The organism is Mesomycoplasma hyopneumoniae J (assembly GCF_000008205.1).
GTDB lineage: Bacteria > Bacillota_I > Bacilli_A > Mycoplasmatales > Metamycoplasmataceae > Mesomycoplasma > Mesomycoplasma hyopneumoniae.
The window spans coordinates 38365-58971 of record NC_007295.1 but is presented as its reverse complement, the minus strand read 5'-3'; the positions used below and the strand labels follow the sequence as shown (position 1 = coordinate 58971).

Sequence of the window (20607 nt, the reverse complement as noted above, 5' to 3'; positions counted from 1 at the left end):
TTTGGCAGAAAAAAGGAAAAAATTGGGAAAAACAAGCTGTTTTTCCTTTTTTTATGAAATTTTCCATAAAAAAATTAATATTAGGTAGATGATAATTGATCCTCGCTAAAAATCAAAACCTCATATTTGTTAGCATAAACAATTCCGCTTTTAATTGGAATTTCAATTTTTTCATTATCATTTAAAATATGCAAATTTGAGGAGGAAATCACACCAACAAAAGGTGTAATTCCATACTGGGCAATTCGGTAACCTAGTTTTGTTTTCACTGCCACTGAATAAGGACTTGATTCTAAAAAAACTCCTTTTGGAGTAAGGATTTTAAGACTAATTTTTTTCACTTCAACCCATTTTTTTTGCTTTTTCAAGTGCTTGATCAATTGTCCCTACATATAAAAATGCTTCTTCAGGGATATTATCATATTTTCCTGATAAAAGTTCATCAAAATTATTAACCGTATCTTGAATTTTTATAAATTGCCCTTGAATTCCGGAAAATTTCTGCGCTACGAAGAATGGTTGTGATAAAAAATTTCGAATTCTTCGCGCACGGGCAACGACTTGTTTATCAGATTCACTTAGTTCATCGACGCCTAAAATCGCAATAATATCTTGTAATTCCTTAAATCTTTGCAAAATCTGAACAACTTTTTTGGCAACTAGATAATGTTTTTTACCGACAATATTTGGTTCAAGTGCCCGCGATGATGAAGCCAGTGGGTCTACTGCTGGATAAATCCCTAAAGCAGCAATGCCTCGATCTAGAACTGTTTTTGCATCAAGATGAGAAAAAGTTGTTGCTGGTGCGGGATCAGTGATATCATCAGCTGGGACATAAACCGCTTGAACCGAGGTTATTGAACCGCGAATTGTTGATGTAATTCGCTCTTGTAACTGACCCATTTCAGTGGATAATGTTGGTTGGTATCCTACTGTTGAAGGAATTCTTCCTAATAAAGTTGAAACTTCTGAGCCTGCTTGAGTAAACCGAAAGATATTATCAATAAAAAGTAGAACATCCTGATTTTCATAGTCACGAAAATACTCTGCCATCGTTAGTGCTGAGAGCGCAACTCGCATTCTTGCTCCAGGAGGTTCATTCATTTGTCCAAAAACAAGCGCCGTTTTATCTAGAACACCGGCCTTTTTCATTTCAAAATAAAGATCATTTCCTTCGCGCGATCTTTCGCCGACTCCAGCAAAAACCGAAAGACCTCCATGTTTTGAAGCGATATTATTAATTAATTCTTGAACTAAAACAGTTTTGCCAACACCTGCTCCGCCAAAAAGTCCGATTTTCCCGCCTTTTATAAATGGTATTAAAAGATCAATTACTTTTATGCCAGTAACTAAAATTTCGCTAGTTGCTTTTTGCTCTAAATATGTCGGCGCTTTTGCATGAATAGGATTTTTTATAAATGAATCAAGTGGTTTTCCGCCATCGATTGGTTGACCTAAAACATTAAACATTCGAGAAAGTACTTGTTTTCCAACAGGAACTGAAATTTGTGAACCAGTATCATAAACCTCAAGTCCTTTTGATAAATTATAAGTCATTGACATTGCGATTGCCCTAACAATTCCTTCACCTAAATGCTGTGCGACCTCAAAAATTATACTCTCATCGTTAATTTTAACCTCAAGAGCTGAAAGAATCGCCGGCATATGTTCGTTTGGGAACTGAACATCAATGACAGGGCCAAAAATTTGTACAATATGACCAACATTTTTTTGTTTTTCCATAAATTTACCTACTTTTTCTACATTTTACCACTAATAATCTCAATAATTTCTTGTGTAATCATTGCTTGACGACTTGAATTTATTTCTGTTTCTAACTTATGCAAAATTTCACTGGCATTTTCAGTTGCACTTTCCATTGATGTTCGTCTAGTTGAAGTCTCAACTAATTTTGATTCGATAAAAAGTTTTTCAAGGATGGATTTTATATAAAAGGGCATTAATTTTTTAAAAACCTCAGTAGCATTTGGTTCAAACTCAATCCCGTAACCACCGTATTTTATAGTATTTTTTTTGAAATCAAATAAATTTTGCATCTCTGGGCTTGAATGTATAATACTGATAAATTTGTTATAACAAATAAAAATTTTTTTATATTTTCTCTCAAAAATCGATTGATTTACAAAGTTTGAGATTTCTAAAATTGGTTCACTAAAATTAGTTTCTTCAATATTTAGAAAAAATTTAATAATTAAATTAGAGTAATTTATTGACAAAAAATTATAAATTTTTTCACCAAAGACGATAATTTCATCATTTTTCTGAAGTTGTGGGACAACATTTTTTAAGATTAAATTATTAAGGGCACCACAAAAACCTAAATTTGATCCAAAAATAATATAAAGATTTTTTTTGGAATCAGCATTAGTTAATTCCTCAACCTTCTTAGATAAATTTGCAAGAATATTTTGAAAAATATAATCTAAATTTTCAAAATATTCTTGAACAATTTTAAACTTGTTTTTTATTTTTGGAATTTTTGCATTCGCAATCATTTCCATTACATTTGTCATTTTTTCAATGTTTTGAATCTGGACAAATCGGGCTCTAAGTCGGTTTAATTTGGGCATTTTTTACTCATTTTTACAGAAAAATTAACTAAAATACATTCCCTAAATTGAATTTTTCAATAAAATCGGTGATATCTTTAAGAATTCCAGCAAGATTATTGGGTTCTAGAACACGATTATAATCCATTTTTTCAATTTTGTCTCTAAATTTGGGCTCAGAATCACAATATTTTAAAAACGCTGACTTAAATAATGGTATTGATTTTTGTTCTAAACTATCGATTAGATTTTCGCGAATCAAAATTAGCAACATAATTTGCTGCCTTTCAGTTAGTGGATATTGGTTTTCTTGTTTTAAAATTTCATAAATTTTATTCCCACGATCTAAAATTAACTGTGAACTAGGCCCTAAATCAGAACCAAACTGGGCAAAAGCTTTAAGTTCATTATACTGGGCTAAGTTTAATTTTAGGGATGAAGATGCTCATTTCATCAAATTAGTTTGGGCAGCAGAACCAACCCGTGAGACTGAAAGGCCAATATCAATTGCTGGTTTTTGGCCAGAATTAAACAAACTATCTCGTAAAAAAATTTGCCCATCGGTAATAGAAATTACATTTGTTGGGATATATGCAGAAATATCCCCGGCCTGGGTTTCAATTATGGGCAAAGCTGTAATCGAACCACCACCTTTGTCATTAGAAAGTTGCGCAGACCTTTCAAGGAGGTAAGAATGCTGATAAAAAATATCCCCAGGAAATGCTTCTCTTCCGGGCGGCCTTCTCAAAAGTAGTGACAAAGTTCGATAGGCAATTGCATGCTTTGATAAATCATCATAAATTATTAGCACATCTTTTTTCTTATTCATTCAGTATTCGGCGATCGCTGCCCCAGAATATGGCGCAAGGTATTGGAGAGGTGAGAGTTCGCTTGCTCCAGCCAAAATTACTGTTGTATATTCAAGGGCACCTTTTTTTTCTAAAAGCGAAACAATTTGTGCGACACTTGAGTTTTTTTGTCCAATTGCTACATAAACACAATAAACATCTTTTCCTTTTTGGTTTAAAATTGCATCAATTGCGATTGTTGTTTTTCCAGTTTGGCGATCACCAATTATTAATTCACGCTGACCTTTTCCGATTGGAACTAGTGAATCAATTGCTAAAATTCCTGTTTTTAGCCCGCGATCCACACTTTTTCTGTCCATAATTGACGGCGCATTTGTAAAAATCGCACTTTTCAGACTATTATCAAGTTCTGCTTTTCCATCAATTGGAATTCCTAGAGCATTTACAACTCGTCCTAAAAGTTGATCACCAACTGTAATTGAAATTACCGATTTTGTTCTTCTAACTATCGACCCTTGAAAAACTGAATTTTCACTAGCCATAATAACAACGCCAATTAAATCTTGTTCTAAATTTAGCGCGATTCCTAAAACATTATTTTCAAATTCAACAAGTTCACCAAATTTTACTTTTTCAATTCCCGATACAAGCGCAACACCATCACCAACAATAATGACCTTTCCAATGTCGTGATTTTGAATTTTCCCTTCAAAATTTTCTATTTCATTTTTGATTATTGCGGCTATATTTATATCTTTATTCATAATAAAAAACCTTTAAATTTATAGATCATTTTTGGTGATTAGGTGTTTTTTTAGATTTTGTTTTAGCAGTTTAAGTTCGGAAAAAAGTGAATTTTCAAAAATTTGATTATCAACAATTATTCTAATCCCAGAAATTAATTTTGAATTAATTTTATGTCTTAGATGAACTTTTTTTCCTAGTTTTTTTGAAAGAATAGACTCGAAACTTGAAGTCATTACTGAAGAAATCGGAAATGCAGTTTCAATTTCACCCCAAGTTTGACTTAAATGAGAATTTGCCAGCTTAATATATTTTAGCAAAATTTGCTTATAATATAAAAAAAGGTTATTTTTAGCAATAACTTTAAGAAAATTAACTAAAATTTTTTCAATTTTTGCTGAAAAAATTTTATCTATTATGTTAAATTTTTCCTGTTTTCCAATAAAATGAGACTTAAACAACAAGATTAAAACCTGATTATTCTGAATTATACTAAGAATAAAAAAACAATCATTTATATATTTTTCAACATTATTTTCAGAAATGGAAATATCCAAAAGACTCTCAGCATAACCATAATAATTTTTTTTATACAAATACATTATTTACCAAAATTATCCTTTTTTTTGGAGGAATTTTCGCGTTTTTTTAGCTCCTTTTCCAAGTCAGCAATCAGACTTTGCTGGAGAATTTTATTATTTTTATCTTGTTTTTCAAGGTATTTTTGACAGATTTCAACTGCAACATTTATAACATTCATATAATATTTAGACTTAATTTCATTCTCGTATTCAAGTAGAACTTTTTGGCCTTCATTAATTAGTTGACGCGCATTATCGATTGCAGTTTTCTTGGCATCTTCAAGAAATTCATTAGCTTCAATTTGTGATTTTTCTTTAAGCTCAATGCAAAACTCTTTAGTTTCTAGCAGTTTTTGTTGACTTTTTTTTTCAAGTTTTTCAGCTTCTACATTTGATTTAATTGTTAGATCTATATGGTTTTGTAAAAAATCCTTACGTTTTTTTATGTATTTCTTTAACGGACGATAGACAAAATAAGTAATAAATAAAAACAAAATCAAAAAACTAACTATTGTAGCACCCAAAACATAAACATTAGGGATAATCCCTTTAAATAAGTCACCCAATGATTGATTCAGATTTACCATTTTAACTTTTTTTAAACCTATCAAAGAATAAAAATTTTAATTTTTGCTTAAAATTATCCAACAAAAATTAAAATTAGTGCAACAAGAAGCGCATAAATTGAAGATGTCTCTGAAATCGCTGTCCCTATAACCAACACACGAAATACTTGTTTTTGTGCTTCGGGATTACGGGCAATTGCATCACAGGCTTTCCCGGCCGCATATCCTTGGCCAGCACCAACCCCAATTACTCCAATCATCGCCAGTCCTGCGCCTAAATATGCAAATGCTTTTAAATTTGATGAATCTGCCGCAGTTCTTTGACTTACTTCCTGAAAATTTTGAATAAGTTGTTGCGAAAAATTAACAATAGAATTCATTTTTTTCCTTTTTTAAGTTATTTAAGTCTAAATTTTCTGTAAATTTAGTTGTTTTTTATTAATTTTTAATCTTGCTTCATCCTGATTTACCTCCATACCTCAATATGAAGTTGTTAAAATTACAAAAATAAAAGATTGAATTAACGAGCCAACAATGTCAAAATAAATAAGAAAAGGTGGAAAAATCAAGACAATCGGCAAATTAAAATTACCAAAAGTCCCTAATGGTATTTTTTGATAAATTCACTGGACGCCTGAATAAATTATTAATAATAAAACTGATCCAGAAATTAAATTTCCATACATACGAAACGATAATGAAATTAACGGCGCTGGAATCCCTATTATTTTTAAAGGATTTTTTGCAAATTCAGACAAATATTTTCACCTTGAATAAATAGCGCCAACTACAAAAATTCCAAACCAACTAATAAAGGCCAAACTTAAAGTAACCGAAATTGATGTTGAAATTGGCTCTAAGCCAACAAGTGATAATAAATTTCCTAGTAAAAAAAAGGTAAAAAGTGAAAAAATGTATGGTTTTACTTTGTTAATATAACCTTCTCCAGCAGTTTCAACTAAATCATCAATAAAAATTAGGTAAGATTCAGCAAACAAAACAACAGCTGATGGGGATTCATCAATTTTTGCTTTTTTTATATGAAAAAAAATAATAATTGATAAAATTATTACAAGAAATACTAGAATAAAAAGGGTAAATAATTGCGGTTGATTTCAGTCGCGAAAAAAATCCATTATTTCTCCTTTTTTTGTTTTTGACTAACTTTTATATTTATAGAATTTATTATTATAGCACAAACCGGGAAAATTGTATAGCCAAAAATAAAAGAAAAAATATTAACAGGATAAGAAAAAATTCCAAAAATGCTATTAGCATTGGTTTTTTGGAATTTTTTATTAATAAAATAAATGGAAATCAATATTAATCCCTGAAATAAAATTAATCCCAAATAAGCAAAAAATCCTTTAAAAAACGTAGTTTTTTCAGTTTTAATTTTTATTACAATTCTTTTTAAAAAAAAGTGTTTTGAAAAAAAAGATGCTAAAACGCTAATGCCAGAAAAAAGCCATCCAAATATTAATGTGTAATTCCAAGCTGCAACAAAAGCTAAAACTACTGATATTAGAAAAAATATTTTTAAATAAAAATATAAAAGTTTTTTCATTTTTTTAATTTTTAAGGTATTTTAGGACAAATAATTTCTTCAGCCCGATTTTTTTATTAACTTTTGCAACAATATTTTTTACTTTTGGATTAGTATTTAACATACTTTTATCATAATCTGAAATTTTTGATAGGGTGATACCAAAGCCGTGAATTAAAGAAAAATTTTCAATTTTTTCAACAAGTGCTAACAAATTCTGATAAAGAAAATCATAATCATTTGAGGGGAAACTTATATCAGAAAAAAAATGATCTTTTTCTTTATTTTTTAATTTAAAAAAAAATTCAACACGATTTGCTGCTTTGTTGAATTTTTTTAGTTTTTCTACTAATTCTAGTAAAAATTCGGAAACACCGTCTAAAATTTGCTTTTTAGTTAATAAAATATCTCCTGATAAAGTGCGAAAATGCGAAACACTCTTGAATTTTTCAAGTTTATCACAAACATTATCATCACCTATTTTAGTTAATGCATGAAAAAAATAATAACGATTAACTCCTAAAATTTCAATTATTTTCTCATTATTAACACCTTTTTGGATAAAATCTTGAATAGTGATAATTCCGAATTTTTTTAATTTTTCAGTATTTTGAATGCCAATTCCAAAAAGATTGCCTATTTTTTGAGGATAAATAAAAGCTTTAACATCTTTTTTTGTTGAAACCTGCATAATGCCTGCTTCTGAATTTTTGGCTAAATTTGTTGCCATTTTTGCTAATAATTTATTATAGGATAGTCCGATTGAGATTGGTAATCTAAAATTTTTTACTAGTTTATTTTTAATAAAATAGAGCATATCTGTAATTGACTTAAATTTTCGGGAATATTCTGTTAGATCAATAAAACATTCATCAATTGAATAAACCTCAATTTTTTTTGAAAAATTTTTACTTATAAAATTAAAAAATTGATCAGATAAGAATTTATAATAATTTATATTTGGATGAATTACTAATAAATTAGGTATCTTTTTTTTAATTTCATTAATTTTATCTGATATTTTGAAACCTTTTGACTTAACCTCTTTAGAGACAGAAACAGCCATTGCAAAATCCTCGCTTCGGGAAATTACAATTGGCTGTCCTTTTAATTTTGGGTTTAACTTTAGTTCTGATGAAACAAAAAAGTTATCAATATCAATATGAGCAATTATTTTTAACATAAAATCAAAAATAATTATACTTAATTTTTCGAAAATAACTAATATTAAATATCCTGATATAAACTAATTTTATAGTTACGATTTAACATATGTTTTTTATATTTTCATAAAATTTCAATATATATTGTTTCTTTTTTCTCATCAATTTGGTATCGAAAATTGACCGTTCCGAAAGCAACTTTAATTTTTGAAACAATCTCCTTAATTACATTCTCCACTAATCACTCATCAATATAAACTTCCCCGTTTTTAACCTTAATTGTATCATAAAAATCGTTGGCATAAATATTTGGAAAAACATCACTATCTTTATAATCAGTATCAGATTTTACATCAAAATCAAGCTGTTTTTTTAAAGATGGAATTGATTTTTGCAACTTGTGATTATATAAATACCAACCTCCAAAACCAGCTCCAGCAATTATCCCAACCGAGATAAGAGCTGCCCCTACTTTAATTGCGCCCTTAATTTTATTCCTCTAATTCTTTCTCATCATCGTCTTCTTTAAAGTTAGTAAAAGAAAGATCTTTTAATTGTTGAATTGTTAAAAAATTAGTGGCAACATATTTAAAATCTTGATTTGAGATTCTAATTCGATCTGTTTTAATAAAAGGGGTAGGGTAATTTGTAATTTTTAGCTTGTAAATTCCATTCTTTTTTTGATAATCAATTAATTTTTTCGGTATTTCTTGTGAAAAAGCGACGTTTATTTTCCGATAGTCATTATTGATGCTCATCTCTACTTTAGGATTTAGCGTCCCTGAAAAATTATAGGGAATTACAAAACCTTGCTGAGAAATTTGCGAATTCCCTAAAAAAACTGCTCTTTCTGTTGGATCATAATAACTATTTGATGTTATAAAAATATCACCAACAATGTATTTTCCTTGAATTATTTCCGGTCCCTTATTTTTATCGTAAATATCTTGGCGAAATTTAAAAGATAAATCCAATTGATTTTTTGATCCGGTTACTGCTTTAACTGGCAGATTTGTTAGTTTTAGATTGCTAATATTAATATTTTTTTCAATATTGCCAGCTTCAAAAACTTCAGGATCAAGACCAACTTTAAAAATATTTATATTGTGTTTTTTTTGACTAAATTTATCAGGAAAAAAATAGATTGTATTTTCATCAATTTTTTCATAAGTTTTTGAAAATTCAATTGAGGCATCAGCGCCTAAATTTGCCATTTTAATTGATTTTAAAAGCTTAAAACCAATCCCTGCTTTTTTAATCGAATATTCTTTATTTACATCTGAAAAATTTCGCACCTTCAAAACATTATCTAATAGTATTTTTTGCTCGTTTTCTTTTGTTAAGTAAACTAAAATATTATCTAATTTCGGAAATTTAGACTCATTGGCCTTTTCTTTTGTTTGCCCAAAGTCTCCGAATGTAAAAACTGCTTGATTGAATTTTTCTGGTAATAATTCAAGTAATTTTGGAGCTGTTGGACTAGAATTATTAACCTGAACATAAACATTAACTTTTCCGGCTACTTTTGAAAAAACAGTAACAATCACGCTAAATTGATCCGAAGATAAATCACGCTCAATTTTCACAAACTGTCTAATTCCGTTTGGTGAAGAACTTGATGCATAACTAAATGAAATCTGCCCATAACTCCTTGCTATTTGGATTTCCGGATTTTCATAAGGAGCTAATTCGAAATTCATATATTAAAGGTTTAAAATTATGATAAATTGGTCAATTGCATTGTGCATATTTTTGTAATAAGTGGATTTTGATCAATATTTTTTTATTCAGCTATAATCGTTGTCAATAAATTCTTTGATCAAAAGTTTTGTATATTTAGGTTCCAATAGCGAGAGCGCACGTTCTATCGCTGAAACTTCCTCTTCTTTGTTTTCTTTTGGTTTTTCAACTATTCCTAAAGTTTGGTAAACTTTCTCTCTTTGAGAAGTTAATTTAGTTGATTTATGATATAAAAATAACAATGCAACTAATGTTTTTTTAGCAACAAAAGACCACTCGGCTTTGTCTTTCGGGTTTTCCGCAATTAACTTCTTTATTTTGGCAACTACGCTCATTGCGTTTCCTCACTTTCATATGGTTTGTATTTTTTTTGAATAATATTGGTGATTTGGAGCGATTTTCGCTCTAATAAAATAATTTTAATTCCAGTGAAATTCAAATTCATAGATTCTAACTAAATCCCCTGGTTTAATTCCTTTTTTGATCAATTCATCCCAAAGTCCAATTTTTTTAACTTTTGCATTAAAACGTAAAATGTTCTCTTGAGAATTTAGCGGGATTTTTTGAATAATTTTTTGAATAAGTTCTCCTGTAATTTCAAAAAAACCGTTATTTCTGCTCTTAATTAAAAAGGGAGCTTTTAAGTTAAATTCAATTTTTGAGGTGTTTATCTCTTGAATTTCTAATTTTTTTTGTTTTTCTCCTAACAAACCAAACATTTTCTCTTTAATTATATTAATTTCGTTTTGTTTTGCAGAAATTAAACTACTTTTAATTATTTTGATTTTTGGAAATTTTCTTTTAAAATTTGCTAAATTAAACTGAAAATTAGGTAGATCACACTTATTTGCAATAACTATTTGGTTTAAATCCAATAACTTTTTATTGAATTTTTCTAATTCTGATTTTATCTCGATAAAATCCTTAATTGGATTTTTGTTATCTGAACCAAAATCAATTACGTGAACAATTGCTCGACACCTTTCAATGTGCTTTAAAAAAATAATTCCCATTCCCTTCCCCGAACTAGCACCCTGGATTAATCCGGGAAGATCAGCTGTTACAAATGAATTTTCATAAATTTTCACAACACCTAATTGTGGGGCTAAAGTTGTAAATTCATAATTTGCAATTTTTGGTTTTGAGTTAGAAATTAGTGATAAAAGTGTCGATTTACCTGCATTAGGCTTACCTACCAAACCGATATCAGCCATAACTTTTAGTTGTAAATCAAGATAAAAATTTTGACCTAATTCCCCATTTTCAGAAATTCGAGGTGCCTTATTTTTTGAATTTCTGAAATGAAAATTTCCAAGACCTCCTCGACCTCCTTTGGCTATTAAGTATTTTTTTTCTAAAATTATATCACAAATTAAAGACTTTTTTAGAAAAACTTGTGTACCTAAAGGAACTTTTATAAAAATATCTTTTCCATTAGCGCCAGTCTGTCTTTTTGGCCTACCATTTTCGCCATTATAACCGAAAATCTTCTTGGTTTGATAAAAAGGTAATAAAGTATTCATACCTGAATCACCAACAAAATAAATTGAACCACCTCATCCACCATCGCCACCGTCCGGTCCACCTTTGTCGACATGAGCTTCCCGGCGAAACGATATTATCCCATCGCCACCTTTTCCAGCCACGACTTCGATTGAAACATAGTCGACAAATCGCATTTTATTCCTTTCGAGATGCAAAAACCAAATATAAATCTTCTAGTTTTTTCGCATAAGGTGTATCATCAAAATGTTTTGTTTCTTGCGCATTCACTCACAATATTATAAGGTATAATACTAAAATTTTTTGTAATAGAAGATTTTCATAATTAATTATACCATAAAAATTTAAAAAAATGCGTTCTTTTTCACTATTTAGTTTGGCTGATTCAATAAAATAAGCCAAATCAAAATGAATATCACCTTTTGATGCATACTCCCAGTCTAAAAAGTAGATTTTCTGATCTTTTTCAATCATATTCATCAACCACAAATCATTATGAAGTGGCTTGGATTTATCCATTTTTTGAAGAATTTTCTTAATAAAGTCATAATATTTTACAATAACTGTATTATTTATACCTTTTTCAGATAAAACTTTCAAATAATGCTCAACCCGAAAGGAATGATTTGAGGGAGGAAAATCAAGGTTGGAATTATGAATTTCTCTTAATTGAGAAGCAATTTTTTCTAGTGTTTCAATTTTTGGTTCAACTTTTTCGCCATCAATCCACTCCCAAATAATTTTTTCATTAGAATTTAAAATTAATTTTGGAACAAAATTAAAATTTGATAAAATATTATAATCTATTTTATGATTCATTCCATTATGGATTTTTTTTTGTATAAATTTGTTACCCTCGCGGAATGATTCATTAGTAAATCCAATCAAAATTTTTTTCATACTGGAAATTTTATTATATTTTTCAAATTTTAAAATAAAAATTATTACTAGGGCTGAAATTTTTACTTTTATTTTCCGCCCTAGCATAATATTTTATGAAAAAATACAAAATTTTTTCAAAAAAAGGAAAAATGGCCACTTTTTCCTAAATTTTTCCTTTTTTTATTAAAATGTTTAAAAAATATTAAATTAGAATAAGCAACAAACCAAAACCGAAAAATTAAAAAAAGGAAACAATTATGACTGAAATTAACGAAAAATCATTATTAAAACAAGCGCTTGCAGAAATTAAAAAGAAATTTGGTAACGAATCAATTATGGTTTTAGGTGAAAAGCCGCCAATTGATACAGAAGTTTTTTCATCTGGGAGTATGGCTATCGATATGGCTCTTGGAATTGGTGGTTTTCCGAAAGGAAGAATTGTTGAGATTTATGGTCCTGAATCATCAGGGAAAACCACAATTAGTCTCCATGCCATTGCTGAAGTCCAAAAACAGGGAGGAATTGCCGCCTTTATTGATGCAGAACATTCAATTGATCCACAGTATGCAAAAAATTTAGGAATTGATATCGATAATTTAATACTTTCACAGCCAGACTCTGGCGAACAAGCTTTAGACATTGTCGATACATTAACAAAAACAAAAGCAATTGATCTAATTGTAGTTGACTCTGTTGCTGCATTAGTGCCAATGGCTGAACTTCAAGGAGAAATGAAAGATCAAGTAATAGGAGCACAAGCTCGACTGATGTCAAAAGCGCTCCGAAAAATCACAGCATCTCTAAATAAAAACGGGACAACTGTAATTTTTATTAACCAAATTAGGGAAAAAGTTGGAGTAATTTTTGGTAATCCTGAAACTACTCCTGGTGGAAGAGGACTCAAATTTTATGCTTCAATCAGGTTAGATGTTAGAAAAATTCAACAAATAACAAGTGGAAACGACATCACCGGGCATAGTGTAAAAATCAAAGTAGTAAAAAATAAGCTTGCAATTCCTTTTAAAACTGCTTTAGTTGAAATTGTTTTTGCCAAAGGTATTTCAAAATCAGCAGAAATTGCCCAATTAGGCGAGGAACTTGGAATTCTTGTACGAAAAGGTTCGTGATTTGCATATAAGGGAGAGAATATCGCCCAAGGTAAAGTGAATTTAAAATTACTACTTGAAAATAATACCAAACTATTTAATGAAATAAAGGATCAAATTATTGAAAAACTAAAGGAAAATCAACAACAATCTCAAACATTATAGTAAAATTATTATTATAATGCATAAATTTATAAAATGATTTTTTTACTATTGTTTCTTAGTAATATTTTTAGTTGCTTTTAGTGCCACAATTTATTTAATTCATTATTTTTTAGCAAAGAATATGAATTGAATTTCAATTTTGACTATTTTTATAGTTTATGCTTCTACCTCTTTTTTTAATTTATTTATATTATTACAAAAAAGAAGGTATGAAACGAAAATTTCTTGATTAATTGCTTGTTCAATTTTGCCAATAATAGGCCCAATTTCATATATTTTTTTAGGCAGAAAATACTTAAAAAGTCAAAATATTAAAAAATATTTTGCACAATACAGAAATTTTACTAACCTAAAAGAAAAAGTTCAAACCTGGAAAAATCAAGAATCTAAAGATACTTTACTAAGTTTTTCTAGTGAATATTTTTCATCCCCAATTAAAGAATTTAATGGAAATTTGCTAGTTGATGGTCATAGTTTTTTTGAAAAACTTTTTGCTGACATTAAAAATGCAAAAAAATTTATTTTTATTGATGTTTATATAATAAAAAATGATTTTATTTGAAAAAAATTAAAAAAAATACTGGTTGATAAGCGGAAATGCGGGGTGATAATTAAAATTTTAGTCGATTCTTTTGGCACCTATCTTATAAAAAGGCGCCATTGAATCGAATTAAAGAAGCAAAAAATTGAGGTTTTGCACTTTAACACCTTTAAAATTCCATTTGTTTCCGGACAAAGTTTTTACCGAAATCACCGAAAAGTTTATATTATTGACGGAAAAATTGCTTATACAGGCGGAAATAATATATCCGAAGAATATTCAAGTTTTGATAAAAATTATGGATATTGAATGGATTTAAACCTTAGACTTGAAGGTGAAATTGTTCAAACTTACTGTAAAAATTTTCTGTTCCATTGAACAAAATGAGGCAAAAAAAAGATATCAAAAGAAAAAATCAATGGATTTTGCAGTATTGAAAATTCTAATCTAAAGCAAGACAAAAACGATAATCTTGGTGTAGTTATTCAAAATGGACCCAACCTCGAGCACTCATTAATTGAGGGTTTTATTTTAAAAAAAATTTATTCAGCAAAAAAAAATATAAAAATTTTTACCCCTTATCTTGTTCCCTCGCAAAAAATTATTGATGCTTTAAAGGATATTTTGCTTGCTAAAATTGAGGTTAATTTTTTCTTACCGGGGAGAAATGATTCAAAAATTATTAAAACTTTCAATGATTTTTTTGCTAAAAAATTATTGAAATATGGAGCAAAAATACACTATTTTAAAGAACTTTTCTTCCATGGAAAGTCAATAATCATTGATGATAAATATGGAATGATAGGAACCTCGAATTTAGATTATCGATCGCTTCTTTTTCAATATGAAACTAATTTATTTTTTAAAGGAAAAATTTTAGGTGACTTTTTAAATTATATTCAGGTACTAAAAAATCAAAATATTATTATTGAAATTAATAAGGTATCAAAAGTTTTTTTTATCCTTCGTTTTTTTATATTTTTTTTAAAAACTGTTATATAAAACTGTCTAATTTATAGTATAATTATTAATATTATTATTGGTGTTTTTGAATTATGTGAAGAACAATCATCGTTACGTTTATTGCCATTTTTGGTGTTTTAATTATTTTAATCTCACTGCTTATGTCGCCACATTCAAACTCTTTTTCGGGAGCGCTTATTGGTTCTAGCGACCTAGATTTATTCCAGATTTCAAAAGAACGCGGATTTAAAAAATTCACAAAATGAGCAATGTTTGTTGTGGGTTTTATCTTTCTCGGGCTCGCTTTAGTTGTTAGGTTATTATAAATATTATGGAAATTATATCGGAAGAGCGCTTAAAAAATTTTCTGCGTCAAGAAAAAACTTTTATTGAAATTGTTCGAAAATTTAACATTCCTTTCAATTTAAATCACCAGCTAACTAATCAAATTAGTAATCTAATTGAAAATTTTGTTGTTTTTAAAACCCCTGAAGGAAAATATTATGCTCCTAAATTTCTCAAAACCACATCTGGAATTTTCAGAGCAACCAATTCTGCTTTTGGTTTTGTTGAAGACAAAGAAAATCCAATCCAGAAAAATAACGTTTTTATCCCCGGGCGTTTTACAGCGAGCGCCCTTGAAGGTGATGAAGTTAAAATTAATATTTATGCTGATCGTTTCAAAAGTGATCAGGTATTTGGTATAGTAACCAAAATTATTCAAAGAAATAACAAGTTTTTAATCGGAAAAGCTTTTAAAAATGGGAAATATTGAGATTTTGAACCTGTAAATTTTAAAGGTGATTTTTTGTTCCGTTGAAACACAACTGATGATTTAATTAATGATAATTATTATAAGGTAAAAATTATTGACTATCAAAAAAATACTTTAAAAATAAGCATAATTCAGAAAATTGGTCATAAAAGCGAGCCATTTTTGTATGTAAAAATTCCAATAATTGAATCTGAAGTTTCTAATAAATTTAGTGCTGATGTTCTTGAAGAGGCTGAAAAAATTGAAAAGGAAATTACTAATATTGAAAAAAACAGGACCGACCTGCGCGATGAATTAGTTATTACAATCGATGGCGAAGATACAAAAGATTTCGATGATGCAATTTCTGTTAAAAAAACAAATGAAGGAAATTTTCTTTTGAAAGTCCATATTGCCGATGTTGCCCATTATGTCAAGCAGGATAGTCCAATTGATGTTGAAGCCCAACGCCGAGGAACATCAATTTATCTACCTCACACCGTCATTCCAATGTTGCCCGAAGAATTATCAAATGGAATTTGCTCTTTAAAGCCGAATGTTGACCGATTTACAATAACAATGGAAAGTTTAATTAATAAAAGGGGTGAAAATTTATCAATTAAAATTTATCCATCAGTAATTAACTCAAAATGGCGACTGACTTACAAAGATGTCAATAATTTTTTTAATGGAAAATCTAGTTTTAACGATACTAATTTAGAAAAAATGTTGAAAACAGCACAAGAATTAAACACCATTTTATCACTGTTTAAAAAAAATCAAGGTTATATCGATTTGGCCATAGATGAGATAAAAATTATTTTGGATGAACAAGGTTTTACAGAATCTTTAAAATTAAAAAGTAGGGGAACCTCAGAAGAATTAATTGAAAATTTTATGATTAGAGCTAATGAAAATGTCTCTGAATTCTTAACAAAAAGGAAAATTCCAATTTTATACAGGGTTCATAACAAGCCTGATCCTGAAAAAATTATGATTTTCAATCAAATTTTGAAGGTGTTAGGAGTTAAGAATACTTTAAAATTAAACTCAAATTCAAGGGAATTTGCAAGAAAAATTGATGAAATAAAAACAAAAAATAACGATAATTTTTTAAAATATTCAATTTTAAGAACAATGCAAAAAGCAATTTATAGCACGGAAAACATAGGTCATTTTGGTTTGGCAGCGAATTTTTATTCCCATTTTACAAGCCCAATTCGCCGCTACCCGGATCTAATTTTACATCGAATTATTCGTTTTTTTATCTTTGAAAAAAACAAAAATTTTGATTTTTTCAACGAAATTTTAACTAAAAATTCCTACTTGACCACGGAACTAGAGCAAAAAGCCTTTAATTTAGAAAGAAAAATTGTCAATATAAAAAAAACTGAATATGTAAAAAAATTAATCGGTCAAACTTTTAATGCCCAAATAACTTCAATTATAAAATCTGGTTTTTTTGTTGAAATTAACGGACTTTTTGATGCGATGTTAAGTAATAAAAGTCTCCCAAACAACGAAAATGATCCATACCAATTGACAGAAGATGGGTTTTGCATTTATAATAGCAGACGAAGATTTAAATTGGGCGAATTTATTGATATTAAAATTGAAAGTGTTAATGTTTGAGAGGGTAAAATTAGTGCTATTTTAGCCTAAAATTCAGTTTTATCACTTTTTTTTTAAAAAAATTATTAATCTTCCATTTTTGTGCAAAATAAAAAATTTAGATAAGCCAAGTATACTCGCAAAAAATTCTTTATTTTAAAGTATTCCTTACATTTTTATTATAATAAAATTTATAAATTTCATCAACTAAATTGATATAAGGAGTCTTTAAAGCAATTGCGGCTGTAAGAAAATTGAATAAATTATTTTGATCACTATAATAATACTTTTGTGCCGTATCTTTAACTATTATATAATTTACAAACGCAAGCGAACCATCTGTGTTAAAAATCCCACTTCCCGATGCGCCATGGCCATTTGTAGCAAAAAAAGTTGCCTCTTGCCCGCGGATATAAACCCCTTTGAACATATTTTTGGCAGCTATATGACGCGGCCAAAATAGGCCTAATTTTGTTTCATAGTCGATATCTCCATTTTTTCAGACCCTTTCACTTAATTTAACAGGACCTAATTTGGACATTTGCTCAAAATATTTGCTAAAAACTTGGATAGCTCTTTCAAAATCTTTTAACCTTTTTTGTGTATCTTGCCGTTTTGCTCAGTCAAAAGTAGTTTTAATTTCGTTTTGATGTTGTTCAAAAAATTTAACCGCCGTTGAAAAATCAGCTATAAATTCTTTGTATTTAAAGTAAAAAAGTCCAAGATCTTTATTTTTTCTGTTAAAATCAGGGGCAAGTCGAAAGTATTTTTCGTAAGTTTTTTTAACAAATTCTGGTTTAGATTTTGAATTCGACTTTTTTTGAAATTTATTACCTTTTTTCTCATATTCTTCTTTAATTTGGAGAGTGTCCAAAACCCAGGAATAATCAGGGGAAGGAATAAAATTAATCCGATTATTAAAATAAAAAAGTATAAATGGGTAACCAAAAAAAGCCCACATTGGACGGTTGTTTTTGTCAAATAATACGTGATTATTTGTTAAAAAAAGCGCCTCCTCACTATTCATATCAAGTAAAATTGATGTCCCTGAACTGAAGCGGACGTTTCTCTGATAAATTTCATTGTATCTTTTATCAGCATAATCAACTGATTTAAAGCCAAAATGATTTAATTTATAGTAGTTTTTGCGAAAATTTTTATTAAAATAATTAACAAAAAATCCAAGAACTGGATTATTCTTATCTATTTTATTTTTATCCAATTTATCTAGTAGATAAATATTTAAACCTTCGTTTTTTGACCCTGAAAATGACTCGCCGTTTTCACGCAAAATTGCATTATCGGTGGACACCTTAAATGTTTTAAATATTCCGGTTTTATTCCCCAAAACAATATTTTGCACTTTTTCATTATCGTTATATTTAGATAATTTAGAAATATCGAACTTATTTATAGCCTTTTTTTCAATTTTTTTAGGATCTTGTGGTTTTAGCGAAATCTGATCCTTTGTCTTTGGAGAACTAACTAAGTTAGGAGGGCTAATTTTCCCGTTATCTGAGATTGATTTAGGTTGGTTTCTTAAATTTTCAGGTGAAATTGAAGGTTGTACGACTTGTTTTTTAAGCTGTTCTTCGGGTACAACAGGTGAAACAGGGGGTACAATAACTTTTTTTATTGGCTTTTTTTGCGGTAATAAGGTTATTTTTTGGGTAGTTTGATCTTTTTGGGTAGTTTGATCTTTTTGGGTAGTTTGATCTTTTTGGGTAGTTTGATCTTTTTGGGTAGTTTGATCTTTTTGGGTAGTTTGATCTTTTTGGGTAGTTTGATCTTTTTGGGTAGTTTGATCTTTTTGGGTAGTTTGATCTTTTTGGGTAGAAAAATACTGATTATTTTTATCGATTTTTTTGGAGTTTTCTTGATTTTTTGTACTGAGATTTAAATCTAATTTCGAAGTTTTTACTTTTGGTTCAACAAAAAAATCTTTTTTTTCAGGTACTTTATCTTCTGAAACAGTCTGACTTAAATCAGTTTTATCATTGTAAGGAATTGAATTTTGAATTTTAATTTTATTAACTAAGGGAACTGAACTATAATAATTACAAGAAGAAAGAGAAAAAATCCCGAAAATACTAAGTATTTTTAGGATTTTTTTAATTTTTTCTCTTTTATATCTTACCAAAATCACCCCCTTATTTTTGCTTTCATAAGGAACTTAAACTCTTATTAAGGATTTTTATATTAGTTTAAGTACTTTTGGTAACAAAATTTGTTACTTACTTTTTGTTATTTTTGCACAAAATCTCTAATAACCCTTACAAATTGAGACACGAATGAATACTCATTATCATATCATGTATATAATTTATAGAGTCTTTTCCCATTTGCTTCAATATATTTTGTTAATGTTGCATCAAAAATTGATCCGTGTCTGTCACCAATAATGTCGCTGGAAACGATTGGCTCATCGCAATATGCAAAAGATTCGTTTGCATATTCTCTCATTTTCTGATTAATTTCTTCTATGGACGGATTTGATTTAAGTTCAACACTTAAGTCAACAAAAGATCCTGTAATCACTGGGACTCTAATTGCAATTCCATCCAATTTTCCTGTAAGGGAAGGAACTACAAGTCCAATAGATTTTGCAGCACCTGTTGATGAAGGAACTAAATTTACTCCAGCCGCTCGAGCTCTTCTTAAATCCCCATGTGGAGCATCCTGTAATCTTTGGTCTGCAGTATAAGCATGAATTGTTGTCATAAATCCGTGGTCTATCCCAAATTCTTTATCAAGCGCATTTACAAGTGGGGCAAGTGCGTTTGTAGTGCAAGAAGCTGAGGATAAAATTCTATCATCTTCAGTAATTGTATCACAATTTACGTTATAAACAATGGTTTTAACATCATTTCCTGCCGGAGCAGAAATTATTACTTTTTTTGCTCCCGCCTCTAAATGTTGACTAGCTCCTGATTTTGAAGCAAAAAATCCTGTACATTCAACAACCAAATCAATTCCAAGCTGACCTCAAGGCAAGGACTTTGGGTCTCTTTCAGATAAAACAAGAATTTTTTGACCTTTAATTTTAAGGTAATTTTTTCCGTTATCTTTTAAAACTTCAACTTCACCGTTAAACTTTCCATGGGCGGAATCATACTTAAATAAATGAGCTAAAACTGATGCATCTGTTAAGTCGTTAATTGCAACAACCTGTAAATTTTCATCATTAACTTCAAAAAGACGACGAAGTGCCAACCTCCCAATCCGTCCAAAGCCATTAATTGCGATTTTTTTCATTGCGAATCTCCATTTCTTTTATATTAATTTTGTCTATTTTGAGTTTTGGTACTAAAAAAACAAAAAATTAACAAAATTTAATTATTTTTAGTAATTTTACCACTTTTT

The 20607-nt window shown here is 28.9% G+C and carries 20 protein-coding genes; 4 read left to right on the top strand and 16 right to left on the bottom strand.

Annotated elements, in window-relative coordinates:
• Positions 1-80 precede the first annotated feature (80 nt).
• The 14 genes from MHJ_RS00255 to MHJ_RS00185 form a co-directional block, all read right to left on the bottom strand.
• Positions 81-341: a hypothetical protein gene (locus MHJ_RS00255; protein ID WP_228365406.1), complete on the bottom strand. Its 261-nt coding sequence runs from the start codon at positions 339-341 to the stop codon at positions 81-83.
• A complete protein-coding gene (gene atpD / locus MHJ_RS00250) occupies positions 328-1743 on the bottom strand; it encodes a F0F1 ATP synthase subunit beta (RefSeq protein ID WP_011283870.1) in 1416 nt (471 codons plus the stop codon). The genes MHJ_RS00255 and atpD overlap by 14 nt, the downstream gene beginning before the upstream one ends.
• Positions 1744-1760: 17 nt before the next feature.
• Positions 1761-2591, bottom strand: coding sequence for a F0F1 ATP synthase subunit gamma (locus MHJ_RS00245; RefSeq protein ID WP_011283869.1), 831 nt, complete (start codon positions 2589-2591; stop codon positions 1761-1763).
• A 28-nt stretch (positions 2592-2619) separates the two neighbouring features.
• Entirely contained in the window at positions 2620-4143 is a 1524-nt protein-coding gene (gene atpA, locus MHJ_RS00240; protein WP_044284573.1) for a F0F1 ATP synthase subunit alpha, read from the bottom strand.
• 18 nt (positions 4144-4161) lie between these two features.
• On the bottom strand, positions 4162-4725 hold the full coding sequence (locus MHJ_RS00235; RefSeq protein WP_014579552.1) for a F0F1 ATP synthase subunit delta: 564 nt from the start codon (positions 4723-4725) through the stop codon (positions 4162-4164).
• Positions 4725-5291, bottom strand: a complete 567-nt coding sequence (locus MHJ_RS00230; protein ID WP_044284739.1) for an ATP synthase F0 subunit B — start codon at positions 5289-5291, stop codon at positions 4725-4727. The genes MHJ_RS00235 and MHJ_RS00230 overlap by 1 nt, the downstream gene beginning before the upstream one ends.
• A 53-nt stretch (positions 5292-5344) precedes the next feature.
• Positions 5345-5650, bottom strand: coding sequence for a F0F1 ATP synthase subunit C (locus MHJ_RS00225; RefSeq protein WP_011283865.1), 306 nt, complete (start codon positions 5648-5650; stop codon positions 5345-5347).
• Between the two features lie 27 nt (positions 5651-5677).
• Positions 5678-6406 carry a F0F1 ATP synthase subunit A gene (locus MHJ_RS00220; protein WP_044284572.1) on the bottom strand — a complete coding sequence of 243 codons (729 nt, stop codon included), beginning with the start codon at positions 6404-6406 and terminating at the stop codon, positions 5678-5680.
• A 435-nt stretch (positions 6407-6841) separates the two neighbouring features.
• Positions 6842-7999 carry a Y-family DNA polymerase gene (locus MHJ_RS00210; protein ID WP_020835510.1) on the bottom strand — a complete coding sequence of 386 codons (1158 nt, stop codon included), beginning with the start codon at positions 7997-7999 and terminating at the stop codon, positions 6842-6844.
• A gap of 44 nt (positions 8000-8043) precedes the next feature.
• Entirely contained in the window at positions 8044-8376 is a 333-nt protein-coding gene (locus MHJ_RS00205) for an MHO_1590 family protein (protein WP_044284571.1), read from the bottom strand.
• Between the two features lie 94 nt (positions 8377-8470).
• Positions 8471-9679 (bottom strand): MHO_1580 family protein, encoded by a 1209-nt coding sequence (locus MHJ_RS00200; RefSeq protein ID WP_011283860.1) that lies wholly within the window; start codon positions 9677-9679, stop codon positions 8471-8473.
• Between the two features lie 3 nt (positions 9680-9682).
• Positions 9683-10054, bottom strand: coding sequence for an MG284/MPN403 family protein (locus MHJ_RS00195; protein ID WP_011205883.1), 372 nt, complete (start codon positions 10052-10054; stop codon positions 9683-9685).
• An 84-nt stretch (positions 10055-10138) separates the two neighbouring features.
• Positions 10139-11398: a GTPase ObgE gene (obgE, locus tag MHJ_RS00190; protein ID WP_011283858.1), complete on the bottom strand. Its 1260-nt coding sequence runs from the start codon at positions 11396-11398 to the stop codon at positions 10139-10141.
• A 1-nt stretch (position 11399) separates the two neighbouring features.
• A complete protein-coding gene (locus MHJ_RS00185) occupies positions 11400-12122 on the bottom strand; it encodes a phosphotransferase (RefSeq protein WP_318023737.1) in 723 nt (240 codons plus the stop codon).
• A 239-nt stretch (positions 12123-12361) separates the two neighbouring features.
• Between MHJ_RS00185 and recA the strand changes: the two genes are divergently transcribed.
• The 4 genes from recA to rnr are packed head-to-tail and all read left to right on the top strand — an operon-like array spanning position 12362 to position 17295.
• Positions 12362-13375: a recombinase RecA gene (gene recA, locus MHJ_RS00180; protein WP_044284570.1), complete on the top strand. Its 1014-nt coding sequence runs from the start codon at positions 12362-12364 to the stop codon at positions 13373-13375.
• Between the two features lie 16 nt (positions 13376-13391).
• Positions 13392-14918 (top strand): phospholipase D-like domain-containing protein, encoded by a 1527-nt coding sequence (locus tag MHJ_RS00175; RefSeq protein ID WP_044284569.1) that lies wholly within the window; start codon positions 13392-13394, stop codon positions 14916-14918.
• Positions 14919-14971: 53 nt separating this feature from the next.
• Entirely contained in the window at positions 14972-15205 is a 234-nt protein-coding gene (gene secG, locus MHJ_RS00170; protein WP_044284568.1) for a preprotein translocase subunit SecG, read from the top strand.
• Positions 15206-15210: 5 nt separating this feature from the next.
• Complete coding sequence (gene rnr, locus MHJ_RS00165) at positions 15211-17295, top strand: ribonuclease R (RefSeq protein ID WP_044284567.1); 2085 nt, start codon at positions 15211-15213, stop codon at positions 17293-17295.
• Positions 17296-17395: 100 nt separating this feature from the next.
• Here rnr and MHJ_RS03825 read toward each other — a convergent pair whose 3' ends face one another.
• Positions 17396-19360 (bottom strand): Mhp366/Mhp367 family surface (lipo)protein, encoded by a 1965-nt coding sequence (locus MHJ_RS03825; RefSeq protein ID WP_408631360.1) that lies wholly within the window; start codon positions 19358-19360, stop codon positions 17396-17398.
• A gap of 128 nt (positions 19361-19488) precedes the next feature.
• On the bottom strand, positions 19489-20499 hold the full coding sequence (gap, locus tag MHJ_RS00155; protein ID WP_011283852.1) for a type I glyceraldehyde-3-phosphate dehydrogenase: 1011 nt from the start codon (positions 20497-20499) through the stop codon (positions 19489-19491).
• Positions 20500-20607 lie beyond the last annotated feature (108 nt).